This window comes from Sphingomonas sp. UV9 (assembly GCF_004101245.1).
Lineage (GTDB): Bacteria > Pseudomonadota > Alphaproteobacteria > Sphingomonadales > Sphingomonadaceae > Sphingomonas.
In genome coordinates this window covers 327,180-344,786 of the sequence record NZ_SCIN01000002.1, presented here as the reverse complement: position 1 = coordinate 344,786, position 17,607 = coordinate 327,180, and the positions used below count along the sequence as shown (strand labels likewise).

At 66.9% G+C, this 17,607-nt stretch carries 15 protein-coding genes; 5 read left to right on the top strand and 10 right to left on the bottom strand.

Features of this window, described 5'->3' with window-relative positions; all coding sequences use genetic code 11:
- Positions 1 to 87: 87 nt before the first annotated feature.
- A complete protein-coding gene (locus tag EQZ23_RS07955; protein ID WP_128453930.1) occupies positions 88 to 1,242 on the bottom strand; it encodes a phosphoserine transaminase in 1,155 nt (384 codons plus the stop codon).
- Between the two features lie 234 nt (positions 1,243 to 1,476).
- On the opposite strand from EQZ23_RS07955, the gene EQZ23_RS07950 reads away from it, so the two are divergent.
- Both EQZ23_RS07950 and EQZ23_RS07945 read left to right on the top strand, forming a co-directional pair.
- Entirely contained in the window at positions 1,477 to 2,130 is a 654-nt protein-coding gene (locus EQZ23_RS07950; RefSeq protein WP_128453929.1) for an extensin family protein, read from the top strand.
- 122 nt (positions 2,131 to 2,252) lie between these two features.
- Positions 2,253 to 3,137, top strand: a complete 885-nt coding sequence (locus tag EQZ23_RS07945) for a TIGR00730 family Rossman fold protein (RefSeq protein WP_128453928.1) — start codon at positions 2,253 to 2,255, stop codon at positions 3,135 to 3,137.
- A 122-nt stretch (positions 3,138 to 3,259) separates the two neighbouring features.
- Here the strand turns inward: EQZ23_RS07945 and EQZ23_RS07940 are convergent, their stop codons facing one another.
- Positions 3,260 to 3,979 (bottom strand): cytochrome c family protein, encoded by a 720-nt coding sequence (locus tag EQZ23_RS07940; RefSeq protein WP_128453927.1) that lies wholly within the window; start codon positions 3,977 to 3,979, stop codon positions 3,260 to 3,262.
- A gap of 116 nt (positions 3,980 to 4,095) precedes the next feature.
- On the opposite strand from EQZ23_RS07940, the gene EQZ23_RS07935 reads away from it, so the two are divergent.
- Complete coding sequence (locus EQZ23_RS07935; protein ID WP_128453926.1) at positions 4,096 to 4,998, top strand: prephenate dehydratase; 903 nt, start codon at positions 4,096 to 4,098, stop codon at positions 4,996 to 4,998.
- A gap of 144 nt (positions 4,999 to 5,142) precedes the next feature.
- Here the strand turns inward: EQZ23_RS07935 and EQZ23_RS07930 are convergent, their stop codons facing one another.
- The 3 genes from EQZ23_RS07930 to EQZ23_RS07920 form a co-directional block, all read right to left on the bottom strand.
- Positions 5,143 to 6,453 carry a HAMP domain-containing sensor histidine kinase gene (locus EQZ23_RS07930; protein ID WP_240663535.1) on the bottom strand — a complete coding sequence of 437 codons (1,311 nt, stop codon included), beginning with the start codon at positions 6,451 to 6,453 and terminating at the stop codon, positions 5,143 to 5,145.
- Between the two features lie 98 nt (positions 6,454 to 6,551).
- Complete coding sequence (locus EQZ23_RS07925) at positions 6,552 to 7,217, bottom strand: response regulator transcription factor (protein ID WP_056061146.1); 666 nt, start codon at positions 7,215 to 7,217, stop codon at positions 6,552 to 6,554.
- 23 nt (positions 7,218 to 7,240) lie between these two features.
- Complete coding sequence (locus EQZ23_RS07920) at positions 7,241 to 7,567, bottom strand: hypothetical protein (protein ID WP_128453924.1); 327 nt, start codon at positions 7,565 to 7,567, stop codon at positions 7,241 to 7,243.
- Positions 7,568 to 7,688: 121 nt separating this feature from the next.
- Between EQZ23_RS07920 and EQZ23_RS07915 the strand changes: the two genes are divergently transcribed.
- Both EQZ23_RS07915 and EQZ23_RS07910 read left to right on the top strand, forming a co-directional pair.
- On the top strand, positions 7,689 to 9,470 hold the full coding sequence (locus tag EQZ23_RS07915; RefSeq protein ID WP_128453923.1) for an ATP-binding cassette domain-containing protein: 1,782 nt from the start codon (positions 7,689 to 7,691) through the stop codon (positions 9,468 to 9,470).
- Between the two features lie 98 nt (positions 9,471 to 9,568).
- A complete protein-coding gene (locus EQZ23_RS07910; protein WP_240663416.1) occupies positions 9,569 to 9,802 on the top strand; it encodes a hypothetical protein in 234 nt (77 codons plus the stop codon).
- 45 nt (positions 9,803 to 9,847) lie between these two features.
- On the opposite strand, the gene EQZ23_RS07905 is transcribed toward EQZ23_RS07910, so the two are convergent.
- The 5 genes from EQZ23_RS07905 to EQZ23_RS07885 are packed head-to-tail and all read right to left on the bottom strand — an operon-like array spanning position 9,848 to position 17,544.
- Complete coding sequence (locus tag EQZ23_RS07905; protein ID WP_128453922.1) at positions 9,848 to 10,672, bottom strand: DUF815 domain-containing protein; 825 nt, start codon at positions 10,670 to 10,672, stop codon at positions 9,848 to 9,850.
- Between the two features lie 40 nt (positions 10,673 to 10,712).
- Positions 10,713 to 12,734 (bottom strand): tetratricopeptide repeat protein, encoded by a 2,022-nt coding sequence (locus tag EQZ23_RS07900; protein ID WP_240663414.1) that lies wholly within the window; start codon positions 12,732 to 12,734, stop codon positions 10,713 to 10,715.
- On the bottom strand, positions 12,718 to 14,076 hold the full coding sequence (gene prsR / locus EQZ23_RS07895; protein WP_128453921.1) for a PEP-CTERM-box response regulator transcription factor: 1,359 nt from the start codon (positions 14,074 to 14,076) through the stop codon (positions 12,718 to 12,720). The genes EQZ23_RS07900 and prsR overlap by 17 nt, the downstream gene beginning before the upstream one ends.
- On the bottom strand, positions 14,073 to 16,136 hold the full coding sequence (gene prsK, locus EQZ23_RS07890; RefSeq protein WP_128453920.1) for an XrtA/PEP-CTERM system histidine kinase PrsK: 2,064 nt from the start codon (positions 16,134 to 16,136) through the stop codon (positions 14,073 to 14,075). The genes prsR and prsK overlap by 4 nt, the downstream gene beginning before the upstream one ends.
- Positions 16,137 to 16,155: 19 nt before the next feature.
- Entirely contained in the window at positions 16,156 to 17,544 is a 1,389-nt protein-coding gene (locus tag EQZ23_RS07885) for a TIGR03013 family XrtA/PEP-CTERM system glycosyltransferase (protein ID WP_128453919.1), read from the bottom strand.
- Between the last annotated feature and the right edge of the window lie 63 nt (positions 17,545 to 17,607).

Sequence of the window (17,607 nt, the reverse complement as noted above, 5' to 3'; positions counted from 1 at the left end):
GTCCGCTTCATGAGCGGATGCTCCGTGTCCATGGGTCCCGGCGTGCGCCGGGATGACGGAGAGGGGGTTGAGAGAGGCTAGGCTAGATCAGCCAGCGTTAGCGGTGGCGTAGGCCCAGTCGAGCCACGGCCCGAGCGCCACGATATCGGCGGTGTCGACGGTCGCGCCGCACCAGATGCGCAGGCCCGGCGGCGCGTCGCGGTAGCCCGCAACGTCATACGCAGCGCCGACCTTTTCGAGCGCGGCGGCCATTGCCTTGATCATCGCCTCGTCGGCACCCTCGACCGTCAGGCAGACGCTGGTGCGCGAGCGCGTCGCCGGATCGGCGGCCAGATGGCCGAGCCAGTCGCGTTCCGCCACGATCTTGTCGAGCGCAGCCGCATTCGCGTCGGAGCGTGCGATCAGGCCGTCTTCACCGAGCGACTTCGCCCATTCGAGGCTGAAGATGGCGTCTTCGACCGCGAGCATCGACGGCGTGTTGATCGTCTCGCCCTTGAACACGCCCTCGGTCAGCTTGCCCTTCGAGACGAGGCGGAACACCTTCGGCAATGGCCAGGCGGGGGTGTAGGTTTCGAGACGCTCGACCGCGCGGGGGCCGAGGATCAGGACGCCGTGCGCGCCCTCGCCGCCCAGCACCTTCTGCCACGAGAAGGTCGCGACATCGATCTTGGCCCAGTCGATGTCATAGGCGAACACGCCCGACGTCGCATCGGCGAACGAGAGGCCTTCGCGGTCGTCCGGGATCCAGTCCGCATTCGGCACGCGGACGCCGCTGGTGGTGCCGTTCCAGGTGAACAGCACGTCGTTCGACCAGTCGACCGAGTCCAGATCGGGCAGCTGGCCGTAATCGGCGCGCACCACCGTGGGGTCGATCTTCAGCTGCTTGACCGCGTCGGTGACCCAGCCCTCGCCGAAGCTTTCCCAGGCGAGCGCGGTGACCGGACGCGCGCCGAGCATCGTCCACATCGCCATCTCGTACGCGCCGGTGTCGGAGCCGGGGACGATGCCGATGCGGTGGGTATCGGGGAGCTTCAGCAGTTCGCGCATCAGGTCGATGCTGTACTGGAGGCGGGTCTTGCCGATCTTCGAGCGATGCGAGCGACCGAGCGACTCGGTGGCAAGCTTGTCCGCGGACCAACCCGGAGGTTTCGCGCAGGGACCGCTGGAGAAAAAGGGGCGTGCCGGCTTGGTTGCAGGCAGCGTAGGCGCACCCGTAGCGGGGGCGTAGGTCGTATCAGTCATGTATCTCTCCTCACAGAGAGCACGCGCGGCGTTGGGACCGCGTGGCCCGTTGCCGGCCCTAACGACGTTCGCGAGGGTGTCAACCGCGTTCGGTCCCGAGCGCGTGGCGGCGGGACTCGCTCCACCGCGCGTCAAAACCGCTCCGTCACCCCGGGCTTGTTCCCGGGTCCACCGTGCCGCACGGCCATCGGCATGGGGGTCAAGACGATGGGTGGATGCCGGAACAGGCCCGGCATGACGGAGTGGGCGGTCGTGGTGGCGCTCGCGATCATGCTCGCCGCATGCGGCCGTGCCGATCGCCCGAGCGCGCCGCAACAGACCCGGCCCAACCTGTCCGTCCCTAGTAGCCGCGAAACCGCGCAATGCCTGGCCGACCTGCGCCAGCTCCACGTCTCGTTCCAGGTGCTGCCCGACCGCGAGACCGGGCCTGGTTGCGGGCTCGCCGGCACGGTCAAGCTGGTCGATATCGGTGTCCCCGTCGCCAATCTCACCGCGGTCCGCTGCGGCGCGGCGCGCGCGCTGATCGGCTGGACGCGCAATGCGGTCGCGCCTGCCGCCTATCAGATGCTCGGCAGCGAACTCGCGCGGATCGACAGCATGGGGAGCTATGCCTGCCGCAACGTCGTCGGCTCGGCGCGCAATGCCAGTCGCCGATCGGGCCATGCGATCGCCAATGCCGTCGATATCGGCGGGTTCGTGCTGAAGGACGGGCGGCGGATCACCATCCTGAACGACTGGAACTCGTCCGATCCCCAGGTTCGGCAGTTCCTCCAGACGATCCGCGCGTCGGCGTGCAAGCGGTTCGGGACGGTGCTCAGCCCCGACTACAATGCGGCGCACCGCAACCACCTGCATCTCGAAGACGATCACGCGGGCTTCTGCCGCTGAAGTTCTCCTGCGGACGCAGGAGCCTAGGGCCCCAAGCGCGGTCGTCCGCAACCCTGGATTCCTGCGTCCGCAGGAAAACGGTGGTCTAGCCCTCCCTGCCCCTTTCCTCTAATCCCGCCTGAATGACCGATACACGTATACCGACACGCGTTTTCCCCAACGCCAGCCAGGACGCCGAGACCGCCAAGGACTCCGTTTCCACCCCCCAGACGCAGCACCCGCATTACCGGCTCGCCTTCCAGGACATGGATTTCCTGTTGCGCGAAGACCTGCGGCCGGTGCGCTTCCAGCTCGAACTACTGAAGACCGAACTCGTCCTCGACGAGGCGAAGATCGGGTCGACCTTCGTGTTCTACGGATCGGCGCGGATCCCCGAACCTTCGAAGGCGCAGGCGCTGCTGGCGCTGGCGACCGACGAGAAATCGAAGAAGATCGCCGAGCGGCTGGTCGAGAAGTCGAAATATTACGACGTCGCGCGTGAACTCGCGGCCAAGGTCAGCGTGCTACCGCGCGACGAGCGGGGCTGGCGGCAGTTCGTGGTGTGCTCTGGCGGCGGTCCGTCGATCATGGAAGCGGCGAACCGCGGTGCGGACGACGTCGGCGCCGAATCGATCGGGCTGAACATCGTCCTGCCGCACGAGCAAGCGCCGAACCCGTACGTGACGCCGTCGCTGTCGGTGCAGTTCCACTATTTTGCGCTGCGGAAGATGCACTTCCTGCTGCATGCGCGCGCGCTGGCGGCGTTCCCGGGTGGGTTCGGGACGTTCGACGAGCTGTTCGAACTGCTGACGCTGATCCAGACGGGCAAGATCCAGCCGATCCCGGTGCTGCTGTTCGGGCGCCAGTTCTGGGAGCGGGTCGTGAATTTCGACGCGCTGGTCGAGGAAGGCGTCGTCAGCGAGAAGGATCTGTCGATCTTCCGCTATGTCGAGACGGCGGACGAGGCCTGGGACGCGGTGCAGTCGTTCTACCGCGAGCGGGCGGAGCGGGAAGCCGCCGAGGGCTGACCTCCTTCTCCCTCTCCCCTGCGGGGAGAGGGTCGGGGTGAGGGGCTGCCACGCAGCGCTCCGCCCGGTACTGCCCCTCACCCCAGCCCTCTCCCGAGGGGGAGAGGGGGCAGCAGGTAGTTCTACTTCTCCGACCGGGCGCCCTTGCGGGCTGCTTCAGGATCCACCGACGGAGCGCCAGACGCCGGCGTGCCGGTGTTGGCGATGTCCGCCGTCGGCGCGCCATCGGTCGCGGCTGCCTCGGCCGCATTCGCGGTCGCCGGCTGATCCTTGGCCGCGGCATCCGCGCCGGCCTCAGGAGCAGCGCCCGCCGCCGGGGCAGCCGGCAGCGGAAGGTTGGAGCCCTGCTGGTTGAGATACAGGATCACGTTCGCACGGTCCTGCGCGTTGCCGAGGCCGGCGAAGGTCATCTTGGTGCCGTTCGCAAACTTGCGCGGGCTCGTCAGCCATGCGTTCATCTTGTCGAAGTCCCACGTCCCACCGACACCCGCCAGCGCCGCGGAGAAGGCGAACCCGCCCTTGCCCTTGGCGATCGCTTCACCGAGCGTGCCGTACAGATTCGGGCCGACGCCGTTCGCGCCGCCCTGGTTGATCGTGTGGCAAGCCGCGCACTTCTTGAACACTTCGGCGCCCTTGGCCGCGTCGGCGGTCGGCAGCAGCGAGGCTATCGGTACTTCGGCGGCGGCACCGCCTGCGCCTTCCTCAACCACGCCCTCGATCGCGTAGCCCATCTTCTCGGGACGCTCGCCGTGAAACATCATCCCACCGACGATCGACAGCCCGAGCGCCGCACCACAGCCTGCGAGCACCCAGCCGGCGATCGTATTGGTCCGATTGTCCATCTTGTGCATCCGCCCTGTTCTATTTGGGACAGCCATAGAAAAGGCGGGCGCGCACCGCAAGCCACGCCTTCACCCGCTCTTGAACATGCGCGCCGGCCCCATTACGCGCCCGGCGGATGGAAAACTTCGCCGCACCCGCCCGCCCGATCGTCGCGCGGATGACCGAGGCCGCTGCCGCAGATCCCGCGCGCGCCGTCGCGTTCCAGGGTGCGCCGGGGGCCAACAGTCATGTCGCGGCGGTCGAGGCGTTCCCGGACGGCCTGCCCCTGCCCTGCTTCGATTTCTCCGACGCAATCGATGCGGTGAAGGACGGACGGGCGGACTGCGCGATCATCCCGATAGAGAATTCGCTGCACGGCCGCGTCGCCGACATTCATTTCCTGCTGCCCGAATCGGGGCTGGTCATCACCGGCGAGCATTTCCTGCCGATCCGACATGCGCTGATGGGGTCGGGACCGCGCGACGGGATCCGCCAGGCGATGAGCCATCCGCAGGCCTTGGGTCAGTGCCGCCATTGGCTCAAAGCCCACGGAATCGAGCCGGTGAGCTATCCCGATACTGCCGGTGCGGCGGCGGTGGTCGCGGAACTCGGCGACCCGGCGATTGCAGCACTCGCACCGCCAGCGGCTGCCGGTCTTTACGGGCTGGAGTTGCTGGCGACCGACATCGCCGATGCGGACCACAATACGACGCGATTCGTGGTGCTGGCGCGCGGCGGCAAGCCGCCCGCGGCGCAGGAGCCGGTCGGGGCTGAATGGATGACGACACTGATCTTCGAGGTGAAGAACGTCCCTGCCGCGCTGTACAAAGCGATGGGCGGGTTCGCGACCAATGGGGTGAACATCACCAAGCTGGAAAGCTATCAGCGCAACGGCAGCTTCTCCGCGACGGAATTCTATGCGGACGTGGTGGGAAAGCCGGGTGACGTGAACCTCGACCATGCGCTGGAGGAACTGGGGTTTCATTCGAAGTGGTTGCGCGTGCTGGGGACGTATCGGCAGGCCCGCTCGCGGGGATGATGCGATCCTGATCCTCCCCCGCCAGGGGGAGGTGGCGCCGTAGGCGACGGAGGGGGAGGACACGGGACGAGCGTGGCTCTTACCTCCCCCTTCGTCTGGCAAGGGCCAGCCACCTCCCCCTGGCGGGGGAGGATCGAAGCGGCGTCAGTTCGCCGCCGGCAACCGCAGCCGGACCAGCAGGCCGCCCAGATCCTCGCTCTCCTCCAGCGCCACAGTGCCCTCGTAAATCTCCGCCACGTCGCGGACGATCGCGAGGCCAAGTCCGGTCCCGGGCTTTCCCGTATCCAGCCGCACGCCGCGATCGAAGATGCGGACGCGCTCCTCCTGCGGGATACCAACGCCGTCGTCCTCGACCAGGAACTCGACGAAGCCCGACTGCGCGCCGACCGTGACGAACACACTGCCGCCACCGTATTTTGCGGCGTTCTCGATCAGATTGCCGAGCATCTCGTCGAGATCCTGCCGCTCGACATGGACCTGCAGCCCGCGCGGACCGGTCACGTCGATCCGGACATGGCGGTACAGCCGCCCTACCGCACGCTCGACCGATTCGAGGCTTGGCCAAACGTCCGCGCGGCTATGCGCCGACCCACGCCGGCCGACCGCGCGCGCCCGCGCGAGGTGGTGGTCGACCTGCCGCCGCATCGTCCGCGCCTCGCGAATCACCGTGTCGGCAAGGTCGTCGGACTGCGCGGTGGCGGCGTTCATGATCACCGTCAGCGGCGTCTTCAGCGCATGCGCGAGATTGCCGGCGTGACGGCGCGCCTCCTCCGCCTGGCGCTCGTTATGCTCGATCAGCGCGTTCAGTTCCTCGACCATCGGCGCAACCTCGACCGGCATCGCGCTCGACACGCGGTTCGACTGGCCGGCGCGCATCCGGGCGATCTCCTCGCGCACGCGACGCAGCGGCCAGAGCCCGTAGAAGGTCTGGAGCGCGGCCATGACGATCAGTCCGAGGCCCAGCAATGCGAAGCTGCGGACCAATGTGCGACGCAAGGTGGTGATCTGCGCATCGAGCCCGTCGGTGCTCTGCGCAACCTGGAACCGCCAATGCACCTTCGAACCGGGGATGACAGCATCGCGTTCGACGATCTTCAGTTTCTCGTCCGGAAACTGGAGACTATCGTAGAAATGCGCGCTGCGATCATCGTGAGGGCCGCCGAACGCAAGCTTGCGATCCCAGAGCGAGCGCGAGAGAAGATCGTCTTGGCCCTTGGCGGAGACTTGATAATACAGTCCCGAATATGGCTCCAGAAAACGCTGGTCCGCCACGGCATCGCGCGTGAAGAACACTTCGCCTTCGGGGCCGATCTCGGCCGAGTTCAACAGCGAGCGCAGGACATATTCGAGCTGATCGTCGAAGTTCCGCGTCACCGCCTGGCTCAGCACGCGGTCGAGCGCGAACCCGCCGCCGCTGAGCAGCACAACGATCCACACCGTCGCGATCAGGATCATCCGCCGCGACAGCGAACCCTTCACGGCCGCCGGTACGCGGAGCGGCGTCTCGGCGGTTGGGGGGGCAGGTATCGGCGCGGTGTCCATGACCGGACCGATCAGGCGTCCGGATCTTCGAGGCTGTAGCCCAGGCCGCGAATCGTCGTGATCACGTCCTGGCCGAGCTTCTTGCGGATGCGCGTCACGAACACCTCGATCGTGTTCGAATCGCGATCGAAGTCCTGGTCGTAGATATGCTCGATCAGCTCGGTGCGGCTGACGACCTTGCCCTTGTGATGGAGCAGGTAGCTCAGCAACTTGTACTCCTGCGCGGTCAGCTTCACCGGCTCGCCGGCGCGCGTGACCTTGCCGCTGCGCGTATCGAGGCGGATGTCGCCGGCGGTCAGCTCGGACGAAGCGTTGCCCGATGCGCGGCGGATCAGCGCACGAAGACGCGCTATCAGTTCCTCGCTCTGGAACGGCTTGGCGACGTAATCGTCCGCGCCCGCATCGAGCCCGGCGACCTTGTCCGACCAGCTGTCGCGCGCGGTGAGCACGAGCACGGGCATCGTCTTGCCCTCCTTGCGCCAGCGATCGAGCACGGTCAGCCCGTCGATCTCGGGCAGGCCGAGATCGAGCACGACCGCGTCGTAATTCTCGGTCGAGCCGAGGAAATGCCCTTCCTCGCCGTCCACCGCGAGATCGATCGCATAGCCCGCCCCCTCGAGGGTATTCTTCAATTGCTGGCCGAGATTCGGCTCGTCCTCGACGATCAGAACGCGCATGATAGTCCTCTCGATTGGGGTTTTCAGCGACCCGTGCGGCCGACGATCTGGCCGTTGCGGCCATCGACGTCGACCCAGATGACGGTTCCATCGCGCAGGAATTTCAGCGTGTAAATGGCGCTGCCCGAATCATAGTCGGAGCCGAGATACTGTGCGCCCTTCATCGTCGGGATCACGCGCGATTCGATCTCGCGCAACGACGGCGCTCCCGTCCGCCGCGCCTGCAACGCCGACATCTGGTCGCTGCGGCGCTGTGGAGGGTCGCCCGCCAGCATCGGCGCAGCGCCCATCAGGAACGGCGCCGCGGCCAGGGTCACCACCAAGGTCGCAGGAAAAAGCAACATCTTCATGGCCGTGGCATAGGGCCTGCGCATTGAACAGCCTGTGAATGAGCGCGACAGCCGCACGACAGCACGAAGTCTGCGAGGTGTAACTTGCCTGCATCACTCGCCCCCCCTACGTGGCGCGGACATGGCAGCACCAATCTTAGCATTCGAAGGCCTCGGGCTCGTCCAGGGCTCAGGATGGCTCTTTCGCAACCTCGACATCCATATCGGCCCGCGCGACCGGCTCGCATTGATCGGCCGCAACGGCGCCGGCAAGACGACCTTGCTCAAACTGCTCGGCGGCAGCGTCATCGCGGACGAGGGCCGGCGGACGATTGTCCCCGGCACGCGCGTCGTGATCCTGGAGCAGGAACCCGACCTGCGCGGCTTCGCGACGTTGCGCGATTACGTGATGGCGGGCGACGATGCACCGGTGAACTACGAAGCCGATTCGATCGCGGATCAGCTCGGTATCGACCTGTCGCGCGAAGCCGCTTCGGCCTCCGGTGGCGAGCGCCGCCGTGCGGCCATCGTCCGCGCGCTGTCGCAAGATCCCGACGTGCTGCTGCTCGACGAGCCGACCAACCATCTCGATATCGGCGCGATCGAATGGATCGAGGACTGGCTCAAGCGCTTCCGCGGCGCGTTCGTCGTCATCAGCCATGACCGTACCTTCCTGACGCGTCTGACCAAGCAGACTTTGTGGCTCGATCGCGGCGCGATCCGACGCGCGGAGATCGGCTTTGGCGGATTCGAAGCGTGGACCGAACAGGTGTACGCCGAGGAACAGCGCCAGGCCGAGAAGCTGGATGCGCGCCTCAAGCTGGAGGAGCATTGGCTGCTGCGCGGCGTCACCGGGCGGCGCAAGCGCAACCAGGGACGTCTCACCAAGCTGCACGAGATGCGGGCCGAACGCGCGTCGATGATCGGGCCACAGGGCTCGGCGAACCTGACAACCAGCAGCGATGACACGAAGTCGAAGGTCGTGATCGACGCGAAACACGTCACCAAGGCGTACGGCGACCGCACCATCATCGGCGACCTGACGCTTCGGGTCACGCGCGGCGACCGCATCGGCATCGTCGGCCGTAACGGCGCTGGCAAGTCGACCTTGCTCAAGCTGCTGACCGGCGAGATCGAGCCCGACAGCGGCACGATCAAGCTGGCCAAGACGCTGGATGCCGTGGTGATCGACCAGCAGCGAAGCCTGATGGCGCCCGAGAAGACGGTGCGCGAAGTCGTCGTCGACGGCGGCGAATGGATCGACGTGCTCGGCGTACGCAAACACATTCACGGCTATCTGAAAGACTTCCTGTTCGACCCGAACATGGTCGACGCGAAGATCGGCTCGCTGTCGGGTGGAGAACGGTCGCGGCTGTTGCTGGCGCGCGAGTTCGCCAAGCCTTCGAATCTGCTCGTGCTCGACGAGCCGACCAACGATCTCGATCTCGAGACGCTCGACCTGTTGCAGGAAGTGATCGGCGATTACGACGGCACCGTCCTGATCGTCAGCCATGACCGCGATTTCCTCGATCGCACCGTGACGATCACGCTCGGGCTCGACGGCTCGGGCACGGTCGACGTGGTCGCCGGCGGGTATGAGGATTGGGAAAAGCGTCGCGCCTCGACGACGACCGGCAAGCGTGCGTCGAAGAAGGTGGCAGCAACAGCTCCGGCCGCAGCCGCCCCGCGTGCGAAGCTGACCTACAAGGACCAGCGCGACTACGAATTGCTCCCTAAGCGAATCGAGGAACTCGACGCGCAGATGGCGGCGGATGCGGCCAAGCTTGCCAAGCCCGATTTGTACATGCGCGACCACGCGACGTTCGCGAAACTGACCGCGGCGATCGAGCAGGCCCGCGCCGAGAAGGAGGCGGCGGAACTGCGCTGGCTCGAGCTTGCAGAAATGGTCGACGGCACCTCTTAAACTAGATTTAGCTGGACTTTTGCGCCTTCAATAAATACGGGAACCACCGTGCAATTGCTGCGTTGCGGCAGTTCGGTTCGTTTATTCTGGAGATGTTTATGAAGCTCAAGGCCCTTACCGGCAGCGCACTCGCTGTCGCAATGATGACCACCTCGGTTGCAGCGTCGGCTGCTCCTGCTTCGACCGTCCGCGCCGGTTCGGTGACGTCGAACAACAGCGAAGCAGCTAGCGGCGGCGTCATCGCTGCCCTGATCGCTGCCGGTGTGGTCGCAATCGGCGTCATCGCTATCGTCAAGGACGATAACAACGACGACGACTCGGACAGCAACTAAGCGTTTCGGGCCGACGTGTGATGCGTCGGCCCATTCGTTTCGCGGCTAGAGCGGTTTCCCCGCTTGGCCTGCGAGATCGACGATAAACTGCCACGCCACGCGCCCCGATCGGCTGCCACGGCGTGTTGCCCACCCGATCGCATCGCTAGGCTCGAACGACAGATCGTTCGCCTTCGCATATGCCGCGACGATCGCGATATACCCCTCCTGATCCAGCGCATGGAAGCCGAGGCTGAGACCGAATCGGTCTGCCAGGGCTAAATGATCGTCGGCCGAGTCGCGCGGATTGATCGCACTCTCCTGTTCGGCGATGTCGCGGGGGGCCAGATGGCGGCGGTTCGCGGTCACCACCAGACGGATATTCGCCGGCCTTGGCTCAGCACCCCCTTCCAACATCGACCGCAACGTCCGCGCGTCGGCGGGGACGTCGAACCCCAGATCGTCGACGAACACGACGAACGCCCGGTCGATCTGCGCCAGCGTCGCGAACACTGTCGGCAGAGCGCCGAGATCCGACACCTCGACCAGCGCAAGATCACCACCACCCGGCGCTGCATCTCGATGGTCCGCCTGGATCGACGCGACTGCACTCTTGACCAGCGCGGACTTGCCGGTTCCGCGTGCCCCCCATAGCAGCACGTCCTGCGCGGCGTAGCCGACCGCCAGACGACGCATATTGCCCATCAGCGCAGCCTTCTGACGGTCGACGCCGATCAGCATGTCGAGCGGGAGCGGTGCGAAGCTGCGGACCGCGGCCAATGCGCCGTTACGCCAGACGTACGCCGGATGGGCACGCGGATCGGCGGCGGGCGGCGGTGGCGACGAAAGGCGCTCGAGGGCAGCGGCGATGCGCTCCAGGGGATCGGTCATGACGCCGCTATTGGCTGGCGCACCCTGTCGAGACAAGCGGTCAACGCAGCGCAGTCAGGTGGCTCGCGATCGTTGCGTCTTCTGGCGCAAGGCGTGATGCCTTGAGCAGCAACTGTCGCGCGCCTGCCGCATCGCCGTTCGCGGCCAGCGCGACGCCGTACGCATCGGCGGCGGCGGCGTTCATCGGGGACATCGCGTAAGCCGCGCGGCCATAGCGTACCGCGATCATGCCGTCGTCGCCGCCTGCATAGGCCAACGCCAGGTCCGTCAGCACGCCACCATCGCGATTGCCGACGCGACGGCGCACGCCTTCGAGCGTCTCGATCGCCGCATTCCACGCGCCCGATTCGACCTGCCAATGGCCGAGTAGGCGCTGGCCTGCCAAACTCTGCGGGTTCTGCGAAAGATACAGCGCGAGCGCGGTCGCTGCGTCCTCGGTCTGCCCGCTCCGTCCCAGTGCATCGACGAGCCGGAGCATCGTTGGCTCGTCGAACGACAGGTCCGCGGCACGGGCATAGGCGGTGGCTGCCTCCGGATAGCGCCCCGCCGCAACCAGCGTATCGCCCAGCGCGAGCTGCGCGGCGGGCGCACCGGGACCGGCCTGCACCAAGCCGCGGGCACGGGCGATCGCGCCGGCGGTATCGCCGCTTGCGACCTGCGCGCGGATGACCCCGAGCACATAGGTCGGGTCGCCGGCCGAGGCGTCCGCGCTGGCCATGAGTGCGCCGATCGCGTCGTCGGTCGCGAAGACGGATGCCGGTGCGACCGGCCCCGCCGCCGCACGGTCGAGGAACCGCGCTGCCATCGAACGGTCCCCCGCGGTCTCGAATGCGCGTGCGATCAGGGTGAGCGAATAGCTGTCGGCATCGGATCGCAGCCCGATCGGCCGCAGGGTATCGAGCGCGCCACGACGATCCCCGAGTCGCAGCAACGCCACGCCGAGCAAGCGACGGGCAACGATGTTCAACGGCTGGACCGCGACCAACTGGCGCCAAGCTGTTGCCGCCTGTTCGAACTTGCCCTGCGTGTAATCGAGGCTTCCCGAGAGCAGCAGCGCACCAGGCAGGCCGCCGATCGCGCCGCCCGTGCGACGCAGCAACGACCGCGCAAGATCGACCTGCCCGGCCCTCGCGGCGAGCACAGCCTGCAGATACAATGCCTGCGCACTGCCCGGCCGCGCCAGCAACGCGCTCCGCGTAGCTGCCAGCATCTCGGCATTGCGCCCTGTGTCGCCGAGCGTCGCGGCATATTCGATCAGCGCAGGATGATAATAGGCATCCTGCCGCAACGCCGCCTCGAACCAGGGGAGCGCCGCGATCAAGCCATAGCAGCTGCGGATCACCTCGCCTTGCAGCGTCAGCGCAGCAGGCTCGCGCGGTGCCAGCGCGACCGCGCGCGTCGCCGCAAACGACGCGCCGCCGACATCGCCTGCGGTCAGGCGAATACGCCCCAGATCGGTCCATGCCGCCGCATCGCGCGGACTGCGCCCAAGCAGCGCCTGGAGTATCGCGCGCGCACCGACGCCGTCCCCCTTCGACACGAGCGCACGCGCATGGATACGGGCGGCATAGTCGGCATATCGCGGTCGCGTCGCTGCGGCCTCTTCGATCGCACCGTCGAGATCGCCCTGCAACAGGCGAGCATGCGCCTGCAGCTGATGCAGCCGGGCAGCGGGCAACCCAGCGTCGATCGCCCGCGCGAGTTCGGCCTCTGCCGCCAGACCGTCGCCCAGCTCGAGATAGGCGCGCGCCAGCACGGCATGCGCGATCGCCCATTTCGGTGCCGCCTTGATCGCGGCCTGCGCATTGCTCCGCGCGGCACTATAGTTGCCGTTGTCGAGCGTCGTCAGGCTCACGGCGAGAAGTTGCCGCGCATCCGGCCGCGGCGCGCGCATCGCCAGCGCCACGCCAATCCCGACGATGACCATGCAGAGCACGCAGATAACCAGCAGCCGCGCCCGCTCGCCCGAGATCGCCGCGGGCAATGTCAGCCTCCGAGGCAGCAGCCGTCGCCGCTTGCGCCGTCGCAGCATCGGATAGCGCGTGTCAGGCATGGAGGTCATAGCTTTTCAGCAGATCATACAGCGTCGGCCGGCTGATCCCCAGCAGTCGCGAGGCGCCGGAGATATTGCCGTCCGCCCGCGCCAGCGCCTGGCGGATCGCTTTCCGGTCGGCGAGTTCGCGCGCGGCGCGCAGGTTGAGCGCAGATGCGTCGTCCGCCTTGCCGTCGAGGTCGAGATCGGTCGCGGTGACGAGCTTGCCGTCGGCCATGATCACCGCGCGCTTGATCCGGTTCTCCAACTCGCGGACGTTGCCCGGCCAGCCCCAGGCATCGATCGCAGCGCGCGCGTCGGGAGCAAGGCCGGTGACGACGGGGTTCATCGATGCGGCGTAGCGCGTGACGAAGTGGCGCGCGAGCAATACCGCGTCGCCGGTCCGGTCGGCCAGCGCGGGGATCCGCACGACGATCTCGGCAAGGCGATAATACAGGTCTTCGCGAAATCGTCCGTCGGCAACCATCGCATCGACATTCTGGTGCGTCGCGCAGACGATCCGCGTGTCGACCGGGATCGCTTTCCGCCCGCCGACGCGTTCGATCACGCGTTCCTGGAGGAACCGTAACAGTTTCACCTGGAGCGCGAGCGGCACGTCGCCGATCTCGTCGAGGAACAGCGTGCCGCCGGCAGCCTGTTCGATCTTGCCCTCGGTAGTCTTTACGGCACCCGTGAACGCACCCTTTTCGTGGCCGAACAGCTCGCTTTCGAGCAAGGTCTCGGGAATCGCGGCGCAATTGATCGCGACGAAATTGCCGCGCGACCGTGGCGACGCGTCATGCAGCCCACGCGCGAGCAGTTCCTTGCCGGTGCCGCTCGCACCCAGCAGCATCACCGAGACGTTCGCGGGCGCAACCCGCTCCAGCGTCCGCGTGACAGTCGCCATTTCGGGCGAGGCGCTGATGAGCCCGCCGAACCCGCCCGTTTCGATGCGCGCGGCGAGACGGCGATTCTCCGTCTCCAGCGCATGGACATGAAACGCGCGGCTGACGATCAGGCCGAGCGCGTCGATATCGATCGGCTTGGCGTAGAAGTCCCAGGCGCCGTCCGCGATCGCCTGCAACGCGCTTTCGCGCGCGCCATGGCCGGAGGCGACGATCACCTTGGTATCGGGTTTCATCGCAAGGATATCGCGCAGGGTGGCAAATCCCTCGGTGACGCCGTCCGGGTCGGGTGGCAGGCCGAGGTCGAGCGTGACGACCGCAGGTTCATGCGCGCGGATCGCATCGAGCGCCTGCGTCCGGTCGCTCGCGACGACGATCTCATAGCCTTCATACGCCCAGCGAAGCTGACGCTGGAGGCCGAGGTCATCCTCGACGATCAGCAGGACGGGACGGTCCTTGTCGCTCATGCCGCTACCTCCAGTGATGCGACGGCATGAGCGACGGGGGCAGCGACGGCGGGGAGCAGGATACGAAAGCGCGTGCCCTCACCTTCGCGGCTGACGACCTCGAGCGAGCCACCCATCGCGTGCACCAGCTGACGCGCCTCGAACGCGCCGATGCCGAATCCGGCGGGCTTCGACGACACGAACGGGCGGAAGAGCTGGTCGCGGACGAAGCCCGGCGTCATGCCGCAGCCGTGATCGATGACGTCGATCGCCACGCGGTCGCCGACCGTCTCTACCGACAGCAGGATCGGATCGTCCGCGCCGCTTGCCTCGACCGCGTTCTGGACGAGCTGGCCGAGCACCTGTTCCAGTCGCGCGGCATGTCCCAGCGCGCTGGCCGAGCCGCCGCGCGTGACGATCGGATGCTGGGCGCGGCGGGCAATCGCAACGCGCTCGACGATCGCGGTCACGTCGAGCGGCTGGAGCGGCTCGCCGCGGACGGGGCCGTGCTGTGAAAGGCGGGCGAGCAGCACGTTCATGCGATCGGAAGAGTCCTTCAGGGTCGCGACCATGTCGACGCGGAAATCGGGATTGTCGGCGTGACGCTCGGCGTTGCGGGCCACGAGCGTCAGCTGGCTGACGAGATTCTTGATATCGTGCAGGATGAACGCGAAGCGGCGGTTGAACTCGTCGAACCGCGCCGCATCCGCCAGCGCCGCATGCGCGCGATCCTCGGCGAGATAGCTCGCCGCTTGCCGGCCGGCGACCCGAAGCAGGTCGAAATCCTCCCAGTCGAGCGCCCGATCGACCGGCGGCCGGGCCAGCACGATCGCACCGACCAGCGCGCCGCCGTGCACGAGCGGGACGATCGCCCAGGCTTCGGGACATTCGCGGAGCCAGACGGGGACGCTCGCCATGTCGTCGGCAGACGCGGTGCCAGCGCGTACCGGGTCGAGCTCGACGATCCGGACGTCGCGCGCGAGGTAAGCCGCCAGCGCATCGTCGTGCGGACCATCGGCCGCGCCGAGCCAGTTCCATGCCGCGCCAAGCCCCAGCGAAGTGCCGTCGGGGACCAGCAACAGTCCGCCCGGCGAGTCCGTCAGATCGGCGATCGACTTCACGACGCGTGTGTCGAGCGTGTCGGCGCCGACGCCCGGCTTGCCGAGCGTGTCGGTGAAACGCTGCCACTCGGCGCGATAGTCGTAGCGGTGGCGGAAAAGGTGCTTGGCGATCTTCACCTTGGCCCACGCGCGCAACCACGGCGTCGACAGCAGCGCCAATATGCTCGCGGTCGCACCGAACACGATCGCGGCCTGCACGGCGCGCGCGTGCGATCCCGCATAGCCGGCAGCGATGTGGGTCGCGAGTGCGGTGATGCCGGCGTAGAGGATCAGCGAGACGGCCGACAGGGCGCGCACGGCGATCGGCCGCGACAAGGCCAGCGTCCAGTCGCCGCTGCGATGCACGCCCACCACCAGCAGCGCTGCCACGCCGATCATCACGGCGCCGTTCGCGACGATCGTCATCGAGGTCCAGCGGGCATCGAAATAGACCGCCGCCGAGATGATCAGATCGGCGCCCCACATCGCGGCGAGCGCGAGCAACACGAGACGAATGCCGCCGCGCGACGCGGGCGCCGCTTGATAGAGGTGATGGACCAGCACGAGGCCGCTGACCGCCCCCATCATCCGCAACACGGTCCTTGCCGATGCGAGGGCCGCAAGCGCGTCGGCGTTCAGCCCCATCTGCTCGACGATCGCCAGCAGCGCGGCGGTGCCGGCGAGCGCCATGACGACGAAATAGACCGCCCCGAGCGCATAATTGCCCGCCCGATCGCGGCGGACCAACGCGAGCATGAAGCCGAGCCATGCGATGTCGCGCGCGCTCGCCGCGATCCGCGTCGCGACGTCGCCCGGGTCTATCCCCGCGACCGCAAGCGCCCACAGGCTGGTCGCCACCAGCGCGACCACGAACGCGGCCTGCGGCCAATGCCCGCCGGGTCGTCGCAATTGCGCGAGCGCGAGCGCGCCGAACAGCAGCGCCGCGAGCGCGTGGCTCCACAGGACCAGCGTCGTGATCATGCCATGACCATGGCGACGATCATCGCGCCCCGGCTGGCCACAACACGACGCGGATGGTCTGCAACAGGATCAGCATGTCGAGGAACGGCGAGTAGTTCTTCGCGTAATACAGGTCGTATTCGAGCTTGTGCCGGGCATCCTCGATCGACGCGCCATAGGGGTAGTTGATCTGCGCCCAGCCGGTGATGCCAGGCTTCACCATGTGCCGCTCGGCGTAGAAGGGCAGCTGTTGCTCGAGCTGTTCGACGAATTGCGGGCGCTCGGGACGCGGGCCTACGAAGCTCATCTCGCCCTTTAGCACGGTCCAGGTCTGTGGCAGTTCGTCGATCCGCACCTTGCGGATGAACCGACCGATCCGGGTGATTCGCGGATCGTCCTCCGCCGCCCAGACCGCGGTACCCGCGACCTCGGCATCCTGCCGCATCGAGCGCAGCTTCAGGATATCGAAACCCTCATGGTAGAGCCCGACGCGACGCTGGCGATAGAAAGCGGGGCCCTTTGATTCGAGCTTGATCGCGATCGCAGTGAGCAGGATGATCGGCAGCGTGATGGCGAGCAGAAGCCCGCTCGCGACGATGTCGAACGCGCGCTTGAAGACGCTCGACAGCATCCGGCTGGACGCGAACCCATCCGAGAAGATCAGCCAGGACGGATTGACGCTCTTCAGGTCGATACGTCCGGTCTCGCGTTCGAGAAAGCTCGATATCTCGCTGACCTGCACGCCGGTCGTACGGACCCTGAGCAGATCCTTCATCGGCAGCGCGTTGCGGCGTTCGTCGAGCGCGAGGATGACCTCGCTCGCATTCTGGTCGACGATATGCGCCGCGAGGTTCGGGATATCCCCCCGCGGCATGGCATCGGGCACCACCGGGTTTGCCTCGCCCATCCATACGAAGCCGGCCACGATGAAATTGATGCCGGGCCGTCGCGAAAGATCGAGGATCTGCGCCGCGCGCTTGCCTGCCCCCAGGACGATGATGCGGCGCTTGAACGTCTCGCCACCGAGCGTCTTGCCGAGCAGCGCGCGCACCGTGACCAGCAACACCGTCGCGATCACCGTCGAATAGAGCAGGTTCGAGCGCCAGAACGTCAGCGCCGGCACCAGGAAGAAGATCAGCGACAGGAATATCACGCCGAGCGCCAGCGCCACCGCCAGACGCGCGGCGGCAAAGCGAAGCGACAGGAACGAGGCCACGCCATACGCACCGACCGCGACCAGCGACACCTGCAACGCGATCGCAAACGTCAGCAGCTGCGCGATCCGTGTGTTGATCGGCTCGACGATCATGCCGATCTGGTGCGCCCGAACGACCCAGCCGATCTCGGCCGAGCCGATCAGCAGAATCAAGTCGACCAGCCCCAAGAGCAGGACAGTATGCGGCACATAGTGTTTGAAAAGGCGTATCATGATCCGCTATCCCGACACATCGGTGTAAATGTTACCGACACCCGAACGTCACGTCTCGCAGCA